This window comes from Halopseudomonas pelagia, from assembly GCF_009497895.1.
GTDB classification, from domain to species: Bacteria; Pseudomonadota; Gammaproteobacteria; order Pseudomonadales; family Pseudomonadaceae; genus Halopseudomonas; species Halopseudomonas pelagia_A.
On sequence record NZ_CP033116.1, the window covers coordinates 2751474 to 2769963 of the forward strand.

The 18490-nt window shown below is 55.8% G+C and carries 18 protein-coding genes; 11 read left to right on the top strand and 7 right to left on the bottom strand.

Going from position 1 to position 18490, the window contains the following annotated elements; translation table 11 throughout:
* Positions 1-145: 145 nt before the first annotated feature.
* The 10 genes from EAO82_RS12890 to EAO82_RS12935 all read left to right on the top strand — a co-directional run bounded on the left by EAO82_RS12890 (position 146) and on the right by EAO82_RS12935 (position 10520).
* Positions 146-580: an NUDIX hydrolase gene (locus EAO82_RS12890; protein ID WP_096345046.1), complete on the top strand. Its 435-nt coding sequence runs from the start codon at positions 146-148 to the stop codon at positions 578-580.
* Position 581: 1 nt separating this feature from the next.
* Positions 582-1712 carry a tRNA 2-thiouridine(34) synthase MnmA gene (mnmA, locus tag EAO82_RS12895; protein ID WP_096345045.1) on the top strand — a complete coding sequence of 377 codons (1131 nt, stop codon included), beginning with the start codon at positions 582-584 and terminating at the stop codon, positions 1710-1712.
* Entirely contained in the window at positions 1709-2329 is a 621-nt protein-coding gene (hflD, locus tag EAO82_RS12900; protein ID WP_096345044.1) for a high frequency lysogenization protein HflD, read from the top strand. The genes mnmA and hflD overlap by 4 nt, the downstream gene beginning before the upstream one ends.
* On the top strand, positions 2322-3212 hold the full coding sequence (locus EAO82_RS12905; protein ID WP_096345043.1) for a DMT family transporter: 891 nt from the start codon (positions 2322-2324) through the stop codon (positions 3210-3212). The genes hflD and EAO82_RS12905 overlap by 8 nt, the downstream gene beginning before the upstream one ends.
* Before the next feature lie 39 nt (positions 3213-3251).
* Positions 3252-4622, top strand: a complete 1371-nt coding sequence (purB, locus tag EAO82_RS12910) for an adenylosuccinate lyase (RefSeq protein WP_096345042.1) — start codon at positions 3252-3254, stop codon at positions 4620-4622.
* 170 nt (positions 4623-4792) lie between these two features.
* A complete protein-coding gene (locus EAO82_RS12915; protein WP_096345041.1) occupies positions 4793-5965 on the top strand; it encodes a cupin domain-containing protein in 1173 nt (390 codons plus the stop codon).
* Positions 5958-6977, top strand: a complete 1020-nt coding sequence (locus tag EAO82_RS12920) for a GNAT family N-acetyltransferase (protein WP_096345040.1) — start codon at positions 5958-5960, stop codon at positions 6975-6977. The genes EAO82_RS12915 and EAO82_RS12920 overlap by 8 nt, the downstream gene beginning before the upstream one ends.
* Positions 6974-7792 (top strand): secretin N-terminal domain-containing protein, encoded by an 819-nt coding sequence (locus EAO82_RS12925; protein ID WP_096345039.1) that lies wholly within the window; start codon positions 6974-6976, stop codon positions 7790-7792. The genes EAO82_RS12920 and EAO82_RS12925 overlap by 4 nt, the downstream gene beginning before the upstream one ends.
* Positions 7793-8288: 496 nt before the next feature.
* Positions 8289-9884, top strand: coding sequence for an isocitrate lyase (locus tag EAO82_RS12930; protein ID WP_096345038.1), 1596 nt, complete (start codon positions 8289-8291; stop codon positions 9882-9884).
* A gap of 186 nt (positions 9885-10070) precedes the next feature.
* Positions 10071-10520 carry an acyl-CoA thioesterase gene (locus EAO82_RS12935; RefSeq protein WP_096345037.1) on the top strand — a complete coding sequence of 150 codons (450 nt, stop codon included), beginning with the start codon at positions 10071-10073 and terminating at the stop codon, positions 10518-10520.
* Between the two features lie 78 nt (positions 10521-10598).
* On the opposite strand, the gene EAO82_RS12940 is transcribed toward EAO82_RS12935, so the two are convergent.
* From EAO82_RS12940 to ppsA, 6 genes are all read right to left on the bottom strand, one after another.
* Positions 10599-11561 (bottom strand): OmpA family protein, encoded by a 963-nt coding sequence (locus EAO82_RS12940; protein ID WP_096345036.1) that lies wholly within the window; start codon positions 11559-11561, stop codon positions 10599-10601.
* A 102-nt stretch (positions 11562-11663) separates the two neighbouring features.
* Positions 11664-12251, bottom strand: a complete 588-nt coding sequence (sigX, locus tag EAO82_RS12945; protein ID WP_096345035.1) for an RNA polymerase sigma factor SigX — start codon at positions 12249-12251, stop codon at positions 11664-11666.
* 37 nt (positions 12252-12288) lie between these two features.
* Entirely contained in the window at positions 12289-13110 is an 822-nt protein-coding gene (locus EAO82_RS12950) for a mechanosensitive ion channel family protein (protein WP_096345034.1), read from the bottom strand.
* Positions 13111-13112: 2 nt separating this feature from the next.
* Positions 13113-13376, bottom strand: coding sequence for a CrfX protein (locus EAO82_RS12955; RefSeq protein WP_096345033.1), 264 nt, complete (start codon positions 13374-13376; stop codon positions 13113-13115).
* 88 nt (positions 13377-13464) lie between these two features.
* Positions 13465-13950, bottom strand: coding sequence for a ribonuclease E activity regulator RraA (rraA, locus tag EAO82_RS12960; protein WP_096345032.1), 486 nt, complete (start codon positions 13948-13950; stop codon positions 13465-13467).
* A gap of 1 nt (position 13951) precedes the next feature.
* Positions 13952-16330, bottom strand: coding sequence for a phosphoenolpyruvate synthase (gene ppsA / locus EAO82_RS12965; RefSeq protein ID WP_096345065.1), 2379 nt, complete (start codon positions 16328-16330; stop codon positions 13952-13954).
* Positions 16331-16482: 152 nt separating this feature from the next.
* Between ppsA and EAO82_RS12970 the strand changes: the two genes are divergently transcribed.
* Positions 16483-17301: a pyruvate, water dikinase regulatory protein gene (locus tag EAO82_RS12970; RefSeq protein WP_096345031.1), complete on the top strand. Its 819-nt coding sequence runs from the start codon at positions 16483-16485 to the stop codon at positions 17299-17301.
* A 7-nt stretch (positions 17302-17308) separates the two neighbouring features.
* Here EAO82_RS12970 and EAO82_RS12975 read toward each other — a convergent pair whose 3' ends face one another.
* Positions 17309-18235, bottom strand: a complete 927-nt coding sequence (locus tag EAO82_RS12975; RefSeq protein WP_096345030.1) for a LysR family transcriptional regulator — start codon at positions 18233-18235, stop codon at positions 17309-17311.
* Positions 18236-18490 lie beyond the last annotated feature (255 nt).

Genomic DNA, 18490 nt, shown 5'->3' on the forward strand with positions numbered 1-18490 from the left:
TCACTACATGGACACTACATATTTCCCTAATCGCATCCTAGCCGTTTTTATCGCCAAATCCAGTCCCGCTGGCGCCAATTAGCGCAATGGAGTTCACCCTGCATCCGGTTTAGGCTACCCTATGCAGCCTGCTCAGGAGCCATTCATGCGTTTTCTGCCTCATGTCACAGTCGCGACCATTATCGAACATGAGGGGCGCTTCCTGATGGTCGAAGAATACCGGGACAGCCGTCTAGTTTTAAATCAGCCTGCCGGCCATGTGGAAGAAGACGAAAGTCTTATCCAGGCCGCCCGGCGCGAGGTATTGGAAGAAACAGCCTATAGCGTTGAACTGACCTCTGTCGTCGGCATCTACCTGTTCAAGGCCGATAATGGCGTCAGTTATCAACGCAGTTGTTTTGCCGGAAAGGTGCTGCAGCACTATCCAGAGCGCAAACTGGATGAAGGCATTCTGCGGGCAGTGTGGCTGTCGCTCGATGAATTGCGCCTACGCCGCGACGACCTGCGCAGTTACCTGGTACTCGACTGCATCGAGGATTACCTGAACAAACCACATTATTCACTGGATCTGATTCGTTAACATGACAACCTTGCACACCAAAGCTCCCGAGCAGACTCGCGTTATCGTCGGCATGTCTGGCGGAGTCGACTCGTCCGTTTCGGCCGCCCTGCTGCTGGAGCAGGGTTACCAGGTCGAAGGCCTGTTTATGAAAAACTGGGATGAAGACGACGGCACGGAATACTGCACAGCGATGGACGATCTGGCGGACGCTCAAGCGGTCAGCGACCGGCTGGGGATCAAGCTGCATACCGCAAATTTCGCCGCCGAATACTGGGATAACGTCTTCGAACACTTCCTCGAAGAGTACAAGGCTGGCCGTACGCCAAATCCGGATATCCTCTGCAATCGCGAAATCAAATTCAAAGCCTTCCTCGACTATGCCTTTATGCTCGGTGCTGACTTGATCGCCACTGGGCACTACGTACGTAAAGCCGAGCGCGATGGCAAGACCGTGCTACTGCGTGGTGTAGATGCCAATAAAGATCAGAGCTACTTCCTCCACGCCGTTGGTGCTGAACAGATTGCCCGCACTCTGTTTCCTGTAGGAGAGCTGGAGAAACCCGAAGTAAGGCAAATTGCCGAGAAATACCAATTGGCGACAGCGAAGAAAAAAGACTCCACCGGGATCTGTTTTATCGGTGAACGACGTTTCAGCGATTTTCTGAAGCAGTACCTGCCCGCCCAGCCAGGTGATATGGAAACGACTGATGGCCAGGTCATTGGTCGCCATCACGGTCTGATGTACCACACCATCGGCCAGCGTCAGGGCTTGGGAATCGGCGGTATGAAAGATGCCAGTGATACCCCCTGGTACGTGCTGCGCAAGGATCTCACGCGCAATGTGCTGGTGGTGGGCCAAGGCAATGAGCATCCGTGGTTGTACGCGAGCGCCCTCACCTGTTCGTCAATTTACTGGGTCAACCCTGTCACCGTCACAGAGCCGCTGCCGCTGACAGCCAAGGTGCGTTACCGGCAGTCGGATCAGGCCTGCACGCTTGAGCCTTGTGCCAACGGCTATCTGGTTCGGTTCGATACGCCGCAGCGCGCGGTCACTCCGGGCCAGTCGGTAGTGCTTTATCAAGGCGACGTCTGCCTCGGTGGTGGCGTGATCGAAACGGCCACTCCAGCCTTTGAAGAGGATGCGGCGTGACTCAAGCAGAAGAACAGGTCATTGCGCTGGGCGCGGTTTTCCAGGCGGCGATATTGGTCGACAAGCTGGCCCGCAGCGGCCAGATCAGCGAAGCACCAGCTGCCTGCCTGTTAGGCAGCATCCTTGAGCGCTCACCGGATGACGTGTTGCAAATCTACGGCGGCTCCACCTACCAGATTCGCCAGGGCGTGCAGGCGCTGCAGGCGATGCTGGAGCGGGACACCGCCGCCCTTCAGCGCGACGCGCTGCGCTACACGATGAATCTCCTGGTACTGGAGCGGCAACTGGCCAAGCGTGACGACATGCTCAGTGTGCTGGGCCAACGGTTAGAGCTGGCCGGCTCACAGGTCGAGCATTTCGGTATATTGCATGACAACGTTACCGCTTCCTTTGGCAGCATCTACCAGGACACCCTGAGCACCTTGCGCCTACGCATCCAGGTGCACGGCGATATGCGCTACCTGCAACAGCCGGACACTGCCAACCGGATTCGCGCGCTGCTGTTAGCCGGGATCCGCTCGGCACGCCTGTGGCGGCAACTGGGCGGGCACCGCTGGCAAATGCTGGTATCCAGGAAGAAATTGCTGGATGCGACCCGGTCGGTCCTGAATGGTTGAACTGGTCCGGCTGGACCAGCCGCGCAAAGGCGCGCTGCTGCTGGCCACCTCGGCGTTGCTGTTTGCGGTGATGGGCATTCTGATTCGCGAAGTATCAGTGGGCGTCAATAACGAGAACGTGGTGTTCTTCCGCAATCTGCTCGGCGTCGTATTCTTCCTGCCGATGATACTGGTCAAGGGCTTCGCCCCGTTCCGTACCCAGCGTCTGGGTCGGCACTTCATGCGCACGTTCTATGGCTTGGGAGCGATGTATTGTTTCTTCTATGCCATCGCCCACCTGCCGTTGGCCGATGCCATGGTTTTCACCTACGCCGCACCTGTATTCACGCCAATGTTGGCCTGGTGGTGGCTGCGCGAATCGTTGACACCGCGAATGATGTTTATGGTGCTGCTCGGCTTTGCCGGTGTGCTCCTGGTAGCCAAGCCCAGTGGCGCACTGTTTGACCCCATCGGCCTGGTCGGCATAGCAGCTAGCCTGTTGGCGGCCTGTGCCTTTGTTTCAATTCGCGTGATGAGCAGTACCGAACCGGCCACCCGCATGGTGTTTTATTTCGCCTTTTTCTCTACGCTGCTTTCGTCGATCCCTCTGCTGTGGGCCTCGCAGCCACTCACTGGCACCCAGCTTGGCATGCTAATCAGCATTGGGCTGGTAGCAACCGTCAGCCAATTGATCATGTCCAAGGCTTACACCTTGGCGCCACCGGGTAAAATAGGGCCATTGAGCTATCTGGCCATTGTTTTTTCCGGCCTTTTCGCCTGGTTTCTCTGGGATGAAGTGCCGGATATTTCCTCCTTTGTGGGCGCCGGCCTGATTTTCGCTTCCACCTTGATCAGTATTGCCATGCCTGGCGCGCAGGCCAAACCGCGCCAATCTGGTGTATGATTTCACCCTTTTCCGCCCGACCTTTCGACGAGACCGCTTATGCAACTGTCCTCCCTGACCGCCGTATCCCCCGTTGATGGCCGTTACGGCAGCAAAACCGCCAGCCTGCGCAGTATTTTCAGCGAATACGGACTTATCCGTTTCCGCGTTCAGGTAGAGGTGCGCTGGCTACAATGTCTCGCCGCCCATCCGGACATTCCGGAAATCGGCCCCTTCTCGGACGAAGCCAATGCTCTGCTCGACAAGCTGGTCGACGACTTTCAGATCGAGCATGCCGAGCGCATAAAGGAAATCGAGCGCACCACCAATCATGACGTCAAGGCGGTGGAGTACCTGCTCAAGGAGCAAGCCGCGGCACTGCCGGAGTTGCAGTCGGTCAATGAGTTCATTCACTTTGCCTGTACCTCCGAAGACATCAACAACCTTTCGCATGCGTTGATGCTCAGCGCGGGCCGTGACCAGGTTATGTTGCCGTTGATGCATCGGGTTGTTGCCGAGCTGCGCGCTTTGGCCGTAGCCCATGCCGACGTCCCGTTACTGTCGCGTACCCATGGCCAGCCCGCCTCCCCGACTACCATGGGCAAAGAGCTGGCAAACGTGGTGTATCGCCTGGAGCGCCAGATCGCGCAGATCAGCGCTGTGCCTTTGCTCGGCAAGATCAACGGCGCAGTGGGTAATTACAACGCGCACCTGTCGGCCTATCCTGAGATCGACTGGGAAGCCAACGCCAAAACCTTTATCGAGCAGATTCTTGGCCTGGGCTTCAATCCCTATACCACGCAGATTGAGCCACATGACTATATTGCTGAGCTCTTTGATGCGGTCGCACGCTTCAACACCATTCTGATCGATTTTGATCGGGATATCTGGGGCTACATCTCGCTGGGCTACTTCAAGCAGAAAACCATAGCGGGCGAAATTGGATCGTCGACCATGCCGCACAAGGTCAACCCGATCGACTTCGAGAACTCCGAAGGCAATCTGGGCATTGCCAATGCCATCATGCAACACCTGTCGAGCAAGCTGCCGATCTCGCGCTGGCAGCGAGATCTGACCGATTCCACGGTTTTGCGAAATCTGGGTGTTGGTTTCGCGCATAGCGTAATTGCTTATGAATCCACCCTGAAAGGAATCAGCAAGTTAGAGCTTAATGCTCAACGTATTTCTGAAGATCTGGATAACTGCTGGGAAGTGCTGGCCGAACCTATTCAGACTGTCATGCGCCGTTATGCTGTGCCGGATGCGTACGAGAAGCTCAAAGAACTGACCCGCGGCAAAGGCATTACGCCCCAGGCTCTGCAGGCATTTGTCGAGGACCTGGAAATTCCCGCAGAAGCCAAGCAGGAACTCAAAGCGCTCACGCCAGCCAACTATATTGGCAACGCTGTTCAGCAAGCACGCCGGGTCTGATATTCCCGCTCATTCAGCGGCTGCAGACTAGCTATTATTAACGTGCAATTCGAAAGACGACCTGCTGACTCCCGGCCCCGGGAAAGTTCAGCAGGGTCGTCGCTCAGCTAGACGCTGAATACCCCCACTCCGGGCCGGATGACGTTACCTACATTGTTCCAGAGGCTCTTATGTCCCATACCGCAGCGTCCCCACTTGGTGATATCACCCCCACCGAATTCCTGCGGGATTACTGGCAGAAAAAGCCGCTGCTGATTCGACAGGCTTTCCCTGATTATCAAAGCCCGTTATCCGCCGATGAGCTGGCTGGCCTGGCTCTGGAAGACGAAGTCGAGTCGCGAATCGTCCTGACCCAGGGTGACATTCCCTGGGAGCTGCGACGCGGGCCCTTTGCCGAGGATGACTTCAAGGTATTGCCCGAGAAGGATTGGACCTTGCTGGTACAGGCAGTAGACCAGTTCGTGCCCGACGTCGCTGAACTGATATCCGCTTTCCGCTTTCTGCCCAGCTGGCGAATCGACGACATCATGATCAGTTACGCGGCGCCAGGCGGCAGCGTCGGACCGCACTTCGACAACTACGATGTATTCCTGCTGCAGACCCAAGGACACCGGCGATGGAAGATCGGCCAGCACTGCAATGCCGATAGCCCAATTTTGGAGCACCCTGACCTGCGTATTCTGCAGGACTTTCAGCAGCAGGAAGAATGGCTGCTCGAACCCGGCGACATGCTCTATATACCGCCCGGCGTTGCCCATTACGGTATTGCCGAAGATGAATGCATGACTTACTCGATCGGCTTTCGCGCACCAAGCCATCAGGAGATATTGCATCATTTCACTGACTTTCTCGGTCAGTATCTCAGCGACCAGGATCGCTATAGTGACGCAGGCATGTCAGTCCCGGCAGAGCCCTCTTGCATTGACGATGCCAGCATCGAGCGCTTGCAGGGCATTGTCCTGGAGCTGGTTCAGGACAAAGCAGCACTGGCCACCTGGTTCGGCCGCTTCATGACCGAACCGCGCTATCCCGAATTGATCCAGGTGCAGGAGGTTGAGACCAGCCTGGTGGATGAAGAGCTCAGCAATGGTTATGGGCTGATCCGCAACCCAAGCGCGCGCCTGGCTTACCGCCAGGAGGGAGCCGAACACCTGATGCTGTTTGCCAGCGGCGAGCACTGTCTGCTGCCGATTACCCTGTTACCGCTGGTTCAACTAATCTGTGAACAGGATTATCTGGATTGCGAAGCACTGCTGCCCTGGCGACAGAATCCAGAAGCCTGGACACTGGTGGAGCAACTTCTGGCCAAGGGGGATCTCCAACTGGAGGGCGAGGATGAATGAGATTGACGTCAGTGCAGTTGACTGGCTGAGCACCGAAGCACTGCGAGAGATCCGCAAGCAGGTATTCATCGATGAGCAAGGTGTCCCGGAAGCGCTGGAGTGGGATACCGAGGATCAGTCCGCGGTGCATTTCCTCATGCGCGCTGAAAGCGAGCCACTGGGCACCGCGCGCTTGCTAGACGATGGCCATATCGGCCGGGTAGCTATATTGCCCGCGTGGCGTGGCAAGGGGTTGGGCGAACGACTCATGCGCGAAGTCATGGCCTACGCCCAGGCGCAAGGCATGAGCACCTTGCTACTGAGCGCCCAGGTCCAGGCGCAGTCGCTGTACCAACGCTTGGGTTTCGTAGTCGATTCGGAACCTTATATGGAAGCGGGGATCCTTCACGTCGCCATGCGCTGGCAGGCCGAGCTCCTGGATATATCGGAGTTGCCGCCGATCGAGTTTGAGTCACCCGGCACATTCAGCATTCACAACCCACCGACACAGTTGCCGGTGGCGCGCACAGTGGATCTGCCCTATCAGTTGGGTAACCAAGCCGAGCTGATTGAGCTGGACGAAAACAATGCACTCGACCATCTGTGCCATATGCTTGGCCAGGCCCGCCGGCAAATACATATCTACGCCGCCGACCAAGCCGTATGGCTGTTCAATCGCCGCGATGTGCTTAACGCAGCGGAGCAACTGATCGCCCGCCAGCCCAAGTGTCGGATCAGAGTATTGCTCCAGGATACTGGCAAATCTTTTCTTCAGGGCCATAGCCTGCTGAACCTGATGCACCGCTTCCCGAGCATAGTTGAGATTCGCAAGCAGCACCCAGAACGTGAAAAGCTGCCGCAGATCTATATGCTGGCAGATACTTGCGGCATATTGATGCTACCCAAGGCCCTGCTGCGCCAGGGGTTTGCCCGCTATCACAGTTCCGACCAGGTGAGACGCAAAAGCAGCGAGTTCGATGAGCTCTGGTCTACCAGCCAGAGCGATCCAGCCATCCGGAGATTTCTTTTATGATCAGGTTCTGCCTTGCCCAGTTGCTCGCGCTACTGATGTTCTGCAGCAGCGTTTCCGTGCAGGCAGAACCGACAACCGAGATATTCAGTCTCGGTTACAACATGGCTGAGAATATGATTCCCGCGATTCAGCCGATGCTCCGGGATGATGAGCGCGTCTCAGCCTACGGCAATCAATTGATAGTACGCGCCGAGCCCGAGCGGCTGAAGGAAATACGCGCGTTATTGAATGAACTCGACCGCCAGCCGGCGAGGCTGTTGATCAGTGTCGCCAATAGCGGCGGCATCACCAGCAACGAGCGTGGCTATCAGGTTGACGGGCGTTTCGACACTGGACCCGCGGACATCGTGGTCGGAGATCCGCGCAATGGTAACCAGGCGCGGATCATCAACCGTAGTACCCGCGGTCAGAACGATGGAGTCCGCCAGGTCACCGCCAATGAAGGTTACCCGGTGTTGATTCAAACCGGCCAGTCAGTGCCTTTGCAGTCCACCACTACCGACGTATACGGCCGTGTTATCGAAAACACCGAATACCGTGATGTCACCCAGGGCTTTTATGCCACAGTGCGACTTAATGGCGACCTGGCAACCATTACCCTCAGCGCCAACAATGACAACGTCAACCGCAGTGATAATCGAATAGTTGACGTGCAGCAGACCGACACCGTGGTAACCGCGCGACTCGGCGAGTGGGTTACCGTCGGTGGCGTTACCGATAGCCAGCTCAGTAGCGGCGCGGACATCGGGCGGCGCACCAGCACCCGCAGCCAGAATGACAGCAGTGTACGGCTCAAGATAGACCGCGCAAACTAGCCCGGGTTAAGGCCTGAAAAAGACAATCAGCGCCAGTGTAGTGCGCTTAAAAAAACACTACATGCGCATTGACTTATTGCCGATCAAGTCGCATCATTGCGTCGCTCCCGCTAGCCAGGGGGTCCGAAAGGGCTCTCCGGATCGGATCCATGAACCATTGGATCGATCAGTGTCTCAACAGCTCACAAGGCCGTTCGACGAGGTTGCGACTGGAACGAAGTTGTCCTGAGGGACGGGGAAGCGATTTAGCCTCAGTCTGAATGATTGTTTGATTCACTGCTCTACCTGCGGATATATCTGTGTCCGGGGTAATGCATGACACCGCTCATGCTTGGCAGCCTCGATCATTCACCTGCTCACACCCCCTCCCCTAGTGGATTTCTTTTTTCAGTCCTGTTAAGACACGCTGCGGTGCACCGCCCATGCATAACCTTTAGCATGTGGGTTTTGGGTGGAAATTTGTGCTCAACCAAACGCAAACCTTGAAGGATTGACCATGTCAGCTTATCAAAACGACATCAAAGCCGTCGCCGCTCTGAAAGAATCTGCCGGCAACAGCTGGAGCGCTATCAACCCCGAGTCCGTCGCCCGCATGCGCGCTCAGAACCGTTTCAAAACCGGTCTGGACATTGCCAAGTACACTGCTGCCATCATGCGCAAAGACATGGCCGAGTACGATGCCGACTCCTCCGTCTACACCCAGTCACTGGGTTGCTGGCACGGCTTCATCGGTCAGCAGAAGCTGATTTCCATCAAGAAGCACCTGAAGACCACTAACAAGCGCTACCTGTACCTGTCCGGCTGGATGGTTGCAGCGCTGCGTTCCGATTTCGGCCCGCTGCCTGACCAATCCATGCACGAGAAGACTGCCGTTTCCGGTCTGATCGAAGAGCTGTACACCTTCCTGCGTCAGGCTGACGCCCGTGAACTGGATCTGCTGTTCATGGATCTGGACGCTGCCCGCGACGCTGGCGACAAGTCCAAGCAGGACGAAGTCCAGGCCAAGATCGACAACTTTGAAACTCACGTAGTGCCGATCATTGCCGACATCGATGCTGGTTTCGGTAACCCTGAAGCCACTTACCTGCTGGCCAAGAAAATGATCGAAGCGGGTGCTTGCTGCATCCAGATCGAAAACCAGGTGTCCGACGAGAAGCAGTGCGGTCACCAGGATGGCAAGGTTACCGTTCCCCACGAAGATTTCCTGGCCAAGATCAACGCCGTTCGTTACGCGTTCCTCGAGCTCGGCGTTGATGATGGCGTGATCGTTGCCCGTACCGATTCCCTGGGTGCCGGCCTGACCAAGCAGATCGCTGTAACCAAAGAGCCAGGCGACCTGGGCGACCAGTACAACTCTTTCCTGGATTGCGAAGAAGTATCTGCTGCTGACATGAAGAACGGCGACGTTGTTCTGAACCGTGACGGCAAGCTGCTGCGTCCCAAGCGTCTGCCAAGCAACCTGTTCCAGTTCCGTGCTGGTACTGGCGAAGATCGCGTTATCCTGGACTGCATCACTTCCCTGCAGAACGGCGCTGACCTGCTGTGGATCGAAACCGAGAAGCCGCACGTTGGCCAGATCGCTGCCATGGTTAACCGCATCCGCGAAGTGATTCCGACCGCCAAGCTGGTTTACAACAACAGCCCGTCGTTCAACTGGACTCTGAACTTCCGCCAGCAGGTATTCGATAACATGACTGCTGAAGGCAAGGACATGTCCGCTTACGATCGCGCCAAGCTGATGAGCGTCGATTACGACGAGACTGAACTGGCCCAGATCGCTGATGAGAAGATCCGTACCTTCCAGGCCGATGGCTCACGCGAAGCGGGTATCTTCCATCACCTGATCACTCTGCCGACTTACCACACTGCCGCGCTGTCTACCGACAACCTGGCCAAGGGGTACTTCGCAGAGCAAGGCATGCTGGCCTACGTTAAAGGCGTTCAGCGTCAGGAACTGCGTCAGGGCATCGCCTGCGTCAAGCACCAGAACATGGCTGGCTCCGATATCGGTGACAACCATAAAGAGTACTTCGCTGGTGAAGCTGCTCTGAAAGCTGGCGGCAAAGACAACACCATGAACCAGTTCGGCTGATAGCTGCGCACGTTGGGTGTTTAAAGAGGGCCACCTTCGGGTGGCCTTTTTTTGTGCCAGTTATCAGCTCCTGCTGTCTGCCCATAGCGGTCTCAAGTACAATGCGCCCTCCCTCACGCCTGCCCTCACCTTCCCACCTTCCCGGGGAGCATGTGGCACCATTAACGTCGTAACAGGTTTAACAGCATGGCACGCCTTACCCTCGAGTTTCCTGACAATCAGTTCTATTTCACTACACAGCTTACCGTCCGCATTACCGACATCAATGCGGGCAAGCACCTGGCGAATGACTCAATGGTATCGATGATCTCCGAAGCTCGCGCTCGTTTTCTGTATCAGTTCGGTATTGAAGAGGTCAGCGACAAGGATACCGGCATTATTGTCACCGACCTGGCCACCACTTATAAGCGCGAAGCTTTTGCCCGCGATGCGCTGATCTTTGAAGTCGGCATGATGGATCTGAACAAGTATGGCGGGGACATCATCTTTCGCATCACCAAGGCCATTGGTGGCGAACTGGTCGCTCTGGCCAAGTCGGGATTCGTTTTCTATGACTTCACCACCTCCAAGGTAACCCCCATGCCGGATGACTTTCGCTTCCGCTTCCCTGGCGTGAATTACATTCATAACGGCTGATATTGAACGTGCTGGTTAAACAGCAGGTATAAAAAAACCCGGCCGAAGCCGGGTTTTTCTTAAGCTAAGCAGTCGTTATTAACGAACTTCTACTTCAGCTTCTACTTCAGCTTCTACGCGACGGTTCATGGCACGGCCATCATCAGTCTCGTTATCAGCAATCGGACGGGCTTCGCCGTAACCGACAGAGCTAACGCGCGAGGAGTCAACACCTTCGCTGATCAGAGCTTCACGGACCGAATTGGCACGACGCTCGGACAGGTTCTGGTTGTAGCTGTCGCTACCGACGGAGTCAGTGTGACCTTCAACAGTAGTAGTTACTGAAGGATAAGTCTTCATGAACTCGGCCAGGCTCTGAATGTCATTGCGGTATTCAGGGCGGATGGAGTCACGATCGAAATCGAACTTAACATCCAGCTCAACACGGACCGACTGCATTTCTGGCTCTGGCTGTGGAGCCGGAGCAGGTGCAGGGGCTGGTGCAGGAGCCGCTTGAGCAACAGGAGCTGCAGCGCCACCGAAGTTCAGGCCAAGGCCAACGCCAGCGGACCATTCGGTGTTCTTGCTATCAATGCCGTACAGAGCATCAACACCGGCTTTAACGAAGAAGTTCTCGCTCAGGTAGTTCTTGATACCAACACCGGCCATAGCCATGGTGGTACGATCGCGCTGGCTAGTGCCAACCTGATCCAGTTCCTGATGGCCGAAACCGCCGGAGATGTAAGGACGGATGTTGCTCTGACCGAAGTGGTAAACAGCTTCAACCGCCATCAGGCGACCGTCGATGTCTTCACCGGTAGCATCATCTTCAAGGTTTTTGTATGTACCCAGGTTAACGTTCAGCAGGACGTCATCAGTCAGAAAGTAACCAATGCCACCGCCCACCAGAGTACCGTCGCTCATGTCACGGTAGCTGTCTGTGAAGTAGCGATCAGCAAACGCCTCAACTTCAACGGAACCGGCGCTCTGAGCCATGACCGGCAAGGCAGAAGCAGCGACAACGGCACCAACAACAATACCCAAAGTGTTTTTCAATTTCATCTGTAAATCCCCATCAAATCCATATTAGGACGTTAACTTGCGCAAAACTCCCGGTAAGTATAACAGAAAACTGAGAATGCAAGTATATATGTTTAAAAACGACTAAAAGGGGTTGTCTATGCTTTTACGTAATTTCTCAAGCGCCCTTTTATAACGCATTTTTGTCGCGCTTAGCCCCATATGCATAATGTCAGCTATTTCCTGAAATTCCAGTTCGGCCACAAATCGCAGCACCAGGATCTCTCGATCTACCTGATTTACATGGACCAGCCAGCGATCAAGGCTGGCCCGGTCCGTGACAATATTTATGGAACTTTCTACAACTTCTTCGCTCTCGTCCTGATCCAGACTTAACGCATCCATTAAACGCCTTTTGCGTTTCTCTTTGCGGTACTGCGTTATACATTCGTTGTAAGTAATGCTGTACAACCAGGTTTTGAATTTGGCTTTACCCTCAAACTGACGCAATCCATGTAATACCTTGAGCATCACTTCCTGGCAAACGTCGTCCGCATCGCGGTCATTGCCCAGATACCGTGCGCAGACATTGAACAGAGTGCGCTGGTAGCGGCGCATCAACTCTTCATAAGCCACCGTGGTATGCAACAACTCCCGATTGGCCCTGGCGACCAATTCTTCGTCCGTAAGCTCGGCGGGATTGTAACGGGTTGTCTGGTGTGGGTTAGTCAATGTGCGCAATCACCAAAGTAGACCAGGACCGGCAGCATTAGCGCGAAACGCGTTGGGCTATCAGCGTGCGATTGGCGACAGAGACGATCTGCCCATCATCGTCGAGCAACTGGGTTTTCACTGTGCCGATTTCTTCAATCACACCTTCCAGCTCGTCCATCTTGATGCGATCGCCCACATGATAGAGCTCGCGGACATAGATCCCGGCAATGATCTGGCTGACCATTTCCCGGCTCCCCAGGCCCAACGCTAACGCGGCAGCTGCGCCGAAGGAGACCAGTACTATAGCGATAACGGTGTTGAGCAGCGCGGTTTCAATCTGCAACTGCCCGATTGCCAGAGATACGGTAATGATCACCAACAGGCCCTGCACGAAGCGCCCAAGCCCGCTGGCGTAATCGACACCGACACTTTCTGCTGCTCCGCGAACCACGCCGCTGACCAGGTGGGAAAGCAACAAGCCGGCGAGCAGGATCAAGGCCGCCCCCACTACCTTCGGCAGATACAGCGTAAATATGTCCAGCGTCGCCGAGACCCGGGCCAGACCAAGTGACTCGGCTGCAGAGACAATAAAGGTCAGTACAATGAACCAGTAGACCACCTTGCCAACGACAGTCGACATGGGAGCGTTGATGCCAATGCGCTTGAGCATCTTGTTTACGCCCGCCCCGGTCATCAGGCGGTCCAGGCCCAACTTAGCCAGACCTTTGCTCAGCAGCGTGTCCACGACCTTGGCGATGACAAAGCCGAGCAGGACAATAAACAAGGCTGCTATCAGGTTGGGTATAAAGGCTGCGATCTTGTTCCATAGCGTCGCCATGGCGCCTACAAAGCTCTGACTCCAGATATCCAATTCCATGATCAGCTCTTCTCTTGTGATTCAGGTGTGACTAAATGATCGTCCACTGCGCGCCGACTAACAGGCCGCGAATGTTTCATTGCCCGCGCGCCTCCTTCGGAGAGCACCCATCCCCAATGCGCAAACAGATTGATCAAGTCAAAAAAACCGGCGCGCATGTGGGCTTTATGCAGGACCCGGTCAAGGCGATGCGCGTCAACCGGTGTAGATGTGTCGGCTTCAGCGCGCATCAATTCGCGCAGCCGGCTTTCGATAGGATCTTCCATCATCACCTCCGCTAGGTCGGGTTACCTGGTTTGGACGCACGGAGGCGACAGAATGTCACCTCCCTGACGGCAGGTGACATATCTGCTGTCAGGAAGGCATTTCCAGTGCTTGCGCGGACACCACAATGCCGTTGTTATCGGCGTACACAAACTCGCCGGGGCGGAACGTCACGCCAGCGAAGGTCACCACTACGTTAAGGTCACCAATGCCGCGCTTGTCGGTTTTCATCGGATGGCTGGCCAGCGCCTGAATCCCCACCGGGGTTTGCGCCAGTACGTCCACATCACGCACGCAGCCATAGACGATAATGCCTTCCCAGCCATTCTTGGCAGCCTTCTCCGCAAGCATGTCGCCGAGCAGTGCTCGCCGCAGCGAGCCACCGCCATCAACCACCATGACCTTGCCACGGCCATCCTGATCGACCTGCTCCTTGACCACAGAGTTGTCTTCAAAACATTTGACCGTGACAATCTGGCCACCAAAGGAGTCATGGCCACCGAAGTTGCTGAACATCGGCTCTACCACCGCAACATCCGGATAGGCGTCACACAGATCGGGGGTAACATAATGCATGTCAACTCTCCTCAAGGGCGTTTTCTGACAGGAAGAACCAGGTATCCATGACCGAGTCGGGGTTCAGCGAGACGCTTTCGATGCTCTGCTGCATCAGCCAACGGGCGAGATCGGGATGGTCGGATGGACCCTGCCCGCAAATCCCGATGTACTTGTCCGCAGCGAGGCAAGCTGAAATCGCCATGGCCAGCAGCTTCTTGACCGCTGCATTACGCTCGTCGAACAGGTGAGCGATGATGCCGGAATCACGATCCAGACCCAGTGTGAGCTGGGTCAGGTCATTGGAGCCAATCGAAAATCCATCGAAGTGCTCAAGAAACTCTTCGGCCAGCAACGCATTGGCAGGAAGCTCGCACATCATGATCAGTCGCAGACCATTTTCACCGCGTTTGAGGCCATTCTCGGCAAGCAGCTCAACTACCTGCTTGGCTTCGCCGACGGTACGCACGAAGGGCACCATGATTTCGACGTTAGTGAGGCCCATGACGTCGCGCACATATTTCATCGCGCGGCATTCCAGCTCGAAGCAGTCGCGGAAGGTATCGCTGATATAACGCGACGCGCCGCGGAAGCCGAGCATCGGGTTCTCTTCTTCCGGCTCGTACAAGCGACCGCCAATCAGGTTGGCATATTCATTCGACTTGAAGTCGGAAAGCCGGACGATGACCTTCTTTGGCCAGAATGCAGCGGCCAGCGTGCTAATGCCTTCGACCAGCTTTTCGACATAGAAGCCGACCGGATCATCGTAGCCGGCGATACGTTTTTCGACACTGTCGCGCACATCTGCAGGCAGGCTGTCGAAATTCAGCAAGGCTTTGGGATGCACGCCAATCATGCGGTTGATGATGAATTCCAGGCGTGCCAGACCCACGCCTTCGTTAGGCAGGTTGGCAAAATCAAAGGCGCGATCCGGATTACCGACGTTCATCATGATTTTGAACGGCAGGTCAGGCATGGCGTCGACGCTGTTAGTGCGGATGTCGAAAGACAGTTGGCCGGAGTAGATCATGCCGGTGTCACCTTCAGCACAGGAGACAGTCACTTCCTGACCATCGCGCAATTCGGAAGTGGCGTTACCGGTACCCACTACCGCAGGAATACCCAGCTCACGAGCGATAATCGCCGCATGGCAGGTACGGCCGCCGCGGTTGGTCACGATAGCGCTGGCGCGTTTCATGACCGGCTCCCAATCGGGATCAGTCATATCGGAGACCAGCACATCACCGGGCTGGACCTTGTCCATTTCGCTGACGTTGTGGATGATCCGCACTCGCCCTGCGCCAATACGCTGGCCGATGGCACGACCTTCCACCAGAACTTCGCCCTTTTCCTTGAGCAGGTAGCGTTCCATGACGTTGACGTTGTTGCGGCTCTTGACCGTTTCGGGGCGCGCCTGGACGATATACAGCTGGTTGTCGTCACCGTCTTTGGCCCACTCGATATCCATCGGCCGACCATAATGTTTCTCGATGATCAGCGCCTGGCGGGACAAGTTGGTGACTTCCTCATCACTCAGGCAGAAACGTGAGCGCTCTTCCTTGTCGACATCCACCGTCTTGACCGAGCGACCGGCACTGGCGACTTCGCCATAGATCATCTTGATTGCTTTGCTGCCCAGATTGCGACGCAGAATGGCCGGGCGACCTGCTTCGAGGGTGGGCTTATGAACATAGAACTCGTCAGGGTTGACTGCGCCCTGCACTACCGTTTCACCCAAACCGTAGGCGCCGGTGATAAACACCACGTCACGGAAACCGGATTCGGTATCCAAGGTAAACATGACGCCAGCAGTACCGGTTTCCGAGCGAACCATGCGCTGCACGCCAGCCGACAAGGCGACCAGTTTGTGGTCGAAGCCCTGGTGCACGCGGTAGGCAATGGCACGATCATTAAACAGCGAGGCAAACACTTCCTTGGCCGCGCGGATCACATTGTCCACACCGCGTATATTAAGGAAGGTTTCCTGCTGGCCGGCAAAGGAGGCGTCCGGAAGATCTTCAGCGGTGGCGGAAGAGCGCACGGCTACGGCGAGATTGTCATTACCGTTGGACAGCTCGGCAAAGGCAGTACGGATTGCCTGATCCAGTGCGTCAGGGAACGGTGCTTCCATCACCCACTCGCGGATCTGTGCTCCGGTACGGGCCAGCGCATTCACATCTTCCACATCCAGCGCATCAAGCGCGGCATGGATGCGTTCGTTCAGACCACTTTGTTCCAGAAATTCGCGGTAGGCTTCAGCCGTGGTGGCAAAACCGCCGGGGACAGAAACACCGGCGTGGGCCAGGTTGCTGATCATTTCGCCAAGGGACGCGTTCTTGCCGCCTACCCGCTCGACGTCATCAACGCCCAGATGCTCGAAGGACACTACGTACTCTAACAAGGTGATCTCTCCGTAAATCAATGAATTTTAGCTCCGCCGGATGGCGGTATCTGGCCTGTCTGACACAAATGCGCCACAATGCCGGCACAGAGACCAGCTTGGCGCTTTACTTGCCAGCTGCACTCAGCCACTGACATCTTAAGGCTTCACGCATGAAACGCACCGCTTTTTTCATTTCCGATGGCACAGGCATTACCGCCGAAACACTGGGTCAGAGTCTGCTGTCTCAATTCGAGAACATCGAATTCATCAAGCTGATCAGACCCTACGTTGATACCGTCGAAAAAGCGCGGAACATGGTACAACAAATCAATGCAGCTGCCGAGCGTGACGGTGAGCGGCCGATCATTTTTGACACCGTGGTCAACCGTGAGATCCGTGCGGAGCTGGCCAGTTGCAACGGCTACATGATCGATATTTTTGCCACCTTCCTCGCTCCACTTGAGCAGGAGCTGGGCGACGGATCGTCCTATTCAGTCGGCAAGTCCCACTCTATCCAGCACAATCATCATTATCAGGATCGCATTGATGCGGTGCATTTTGCGATGGACAATGACGATGGCGCCCGGACCCAACAATATGACAACGCCGATATCATTCTGGTCGGCGTATCGCGTTGCGGCAAGACACCCACCTGTATCTATCTGGCTCTGCAATACGGCATCCGCGCTGCGAACTATCCACTGACTGAAGACGACATGGAGCGGCTGCAACTGCCGCCGGCCCTCAAGCAGCACAAGGAAAAGCTCTTCGGGCTGACCATCGACCCCGAACGTCTGGCGAGTATCCGTGAGCAACGTCGCCCCAACAGTCGCTATGCCAGCTTCGCCCAATGCGAATTTGAAGTGCGCGAAGTAGAGAACCTGTTCCGCCGGGAAAATATCTCCTACGTTAATTCCACTACTTTTTCCGTAGAAGAAATATCCGCGAAAATCCTGGTGCAGATGGGTATCGAGCGTCGACTTAAATAAACGCCCGTCAGACCCGCGCGACGGTCTCGCGCCAGGCATCCGGCACAGATTCACGTAACCAGTCCTGCAGGGCCGAGACCTTTTTTGCCGGATGGCCAAAATTACACAACAAGGTCACCGGCAAGCTCGCCGGTTGCCAGCCCTCCAAGCACGAGACAAAACTGCCCGGATGCGCTTGCTCATAGCGCTGGGCGTACCAACTGGGCAGCACCCCAACGCCTTTACCGCGCACGACCGCGTCAGCCTGCAATACCAGGCTATCGACCTTCATCCGCGAGACCGGCGGCTGAAACACGTACTCGCCCTCCTCTGTATGTACCAGCGCCACTGGCTGCCGCCCCGCCTCCAGTACATCTACCCAAGCGCGTTGCTTAAGCTCTGTCGGGTGCAGTGGCAAGCCGTGTTCACCGGCGTAACCTGGGCTGGTGAATAAACCCGCCTGCCAGGTACCGATAATTTCGGAGCGCAAGCCGCTTGCTTCAACTTCGCCCAGCCATAACCACAGATCCCCTGCACTCTCCTGCTCGAAAGCAGGCGCCCTGGAGCTGACTTGCACATCCAGCAGAATATCCGGATAGCGCTGCAGAAATGCATCCAGGACGGTCGGCAACCAACCTCTTTCAAAGGCATTGTGAACATGCAGCACCAACCGTCCACTGGCCTCCTCGCGTAATTCGTCCAGCGCCTGCTGACTGTGCTCGGCCAGCTCGATCAACTGCTTGCAGTACCTATAAAAGAGATTGCCTGCTTCGGTTGGCGTCAAACGATTGGAATGTCTGAGTAGCAGACGTTGGCCTACGCGGTTTTCAAGCTGACTGATGCGCCGGCTGAGCGTCGACTTGGGCAAACCCAGGCTGGACGCTACGGGTGTCAAACCACCCTGCTCAACCACCAGCGCAAATACTGTCAACTCGCTGAAATCATGATGTACCACTCGCTAACCACTCCCGGCCTTCAATGCATACAACGGATGAGTGCCGACGAGTGGCTGTCACTGCGGCAGTGCTACTGAATCCTGCAGATAATGGGAAGTGTTGTCAATTGCGAAACGATGGCATTTGTTGCGTTTTTATCAACCTTGCGTTGCGAAAAGCGCTGTCGAACTTTGATCCCCGCCTGAATAGAATTCACGCCACCTAAATGGTAACCATTCTTGATTGCATTCAAGAGCGAATCGTATGACGCCAGC

Bases quoted from the DNA above. Each gene is read 5' to 3' on its own strand.
- EAO82_RS12890 (WP_096345046.1), top strand. From the start codon at position 146: ATGCGTTTTCTGCCTCATGTCACAGTCGCGACCATTATCGAACATGAG.
- mnmA (WP_096345045.1), top strand. From the start codon at position 582: ATGACAACCTTGCACACCAAAGCTCCCGAGCAGACTCGCGTTATCGTC.
- EAO82_RS12905 (WP_096345043.1), top strand. From the start codon at position 2,322: ATGGTTGAACTGGTCCGGCTGGACCAGCCGCGCAAAGGCGCGCTGCTG.
- purB (WP_096345042.1), top strand. From the start codon at position 3,252: ATGCAACTGTCCTCCCTGACCGCCGTATCCCCCGTTGATGGCCGTTAC.
- EAO82_RS12915 (WP_096345041.1), top strand. From the start codon at position 4,793: ATGTCCCATACCGCAGCGTCCCCACTTGGTGATATCACCCCCACCGAA.
- EAO82_RS12920 (WP_096345040.1), top strand. From the start codon at position 5,958: ATGAATGAGATTGACGTCAGTGCAGTTGACTGGCTGAGCACCGAAGCA.
- EAO82_RS12925 (WP_096345039.1), top strand. From the start codon at position 6,974: ATGATCAGGTTCTGCCTTGCCCAGTTGCTCGCGCTACTGATGTTCTGC.
- EAO82_RS12930 (WP_096345038.1), top strand. From the start codon at position 8,289: ATGTCAGCTTATCAAAACGACATCAAAGCCGTCGCCGCTCTGAAAGAA.
- EAO82_RS12935 (WP_096345037.1), top strand. From the start codon at position 10,071: ATGGCACGCCTTACCCTCGAGTTTCCTGACAATCAGTTCTATTTCACT.
- EAO82_RS12940 (WP_096345036.1), bottom strand. From the start codon at position 11,561: ATGAAATTGAAAAACACTTTGGGTATTGTTGTTGGTGCCGTTGTCGCT.
- EAO82_RS12950 (WP_096345034.1), bottom strand. From the start codon at position 13,110: ATGGAATTGGATATCTGGAGTCAGAGCTTTGTAGGCGCCATGGCGACG.
- EAO82_RS12955 (WP_096345033.1), bottom strand. From the start codon at position 13,376: ATGGAAGATCCTATCGAAAGCCGGCTGCGCGAATTGATGCGCGCTGAA.
- rraA (WP_096345032.1), bottom strand. From the start codon at position 13,950: ATGCATTATGTTACCCCCGATCTGTGTGACGCCTATCCGGATGTTGCG.
- EAO82_RS12970 (WP_096345031.1), top strand. From the start codon at position 16,483: ATGAAACGCACCGCTTTTTTCATTTCCGATGGCACAGGCATTACCGCC.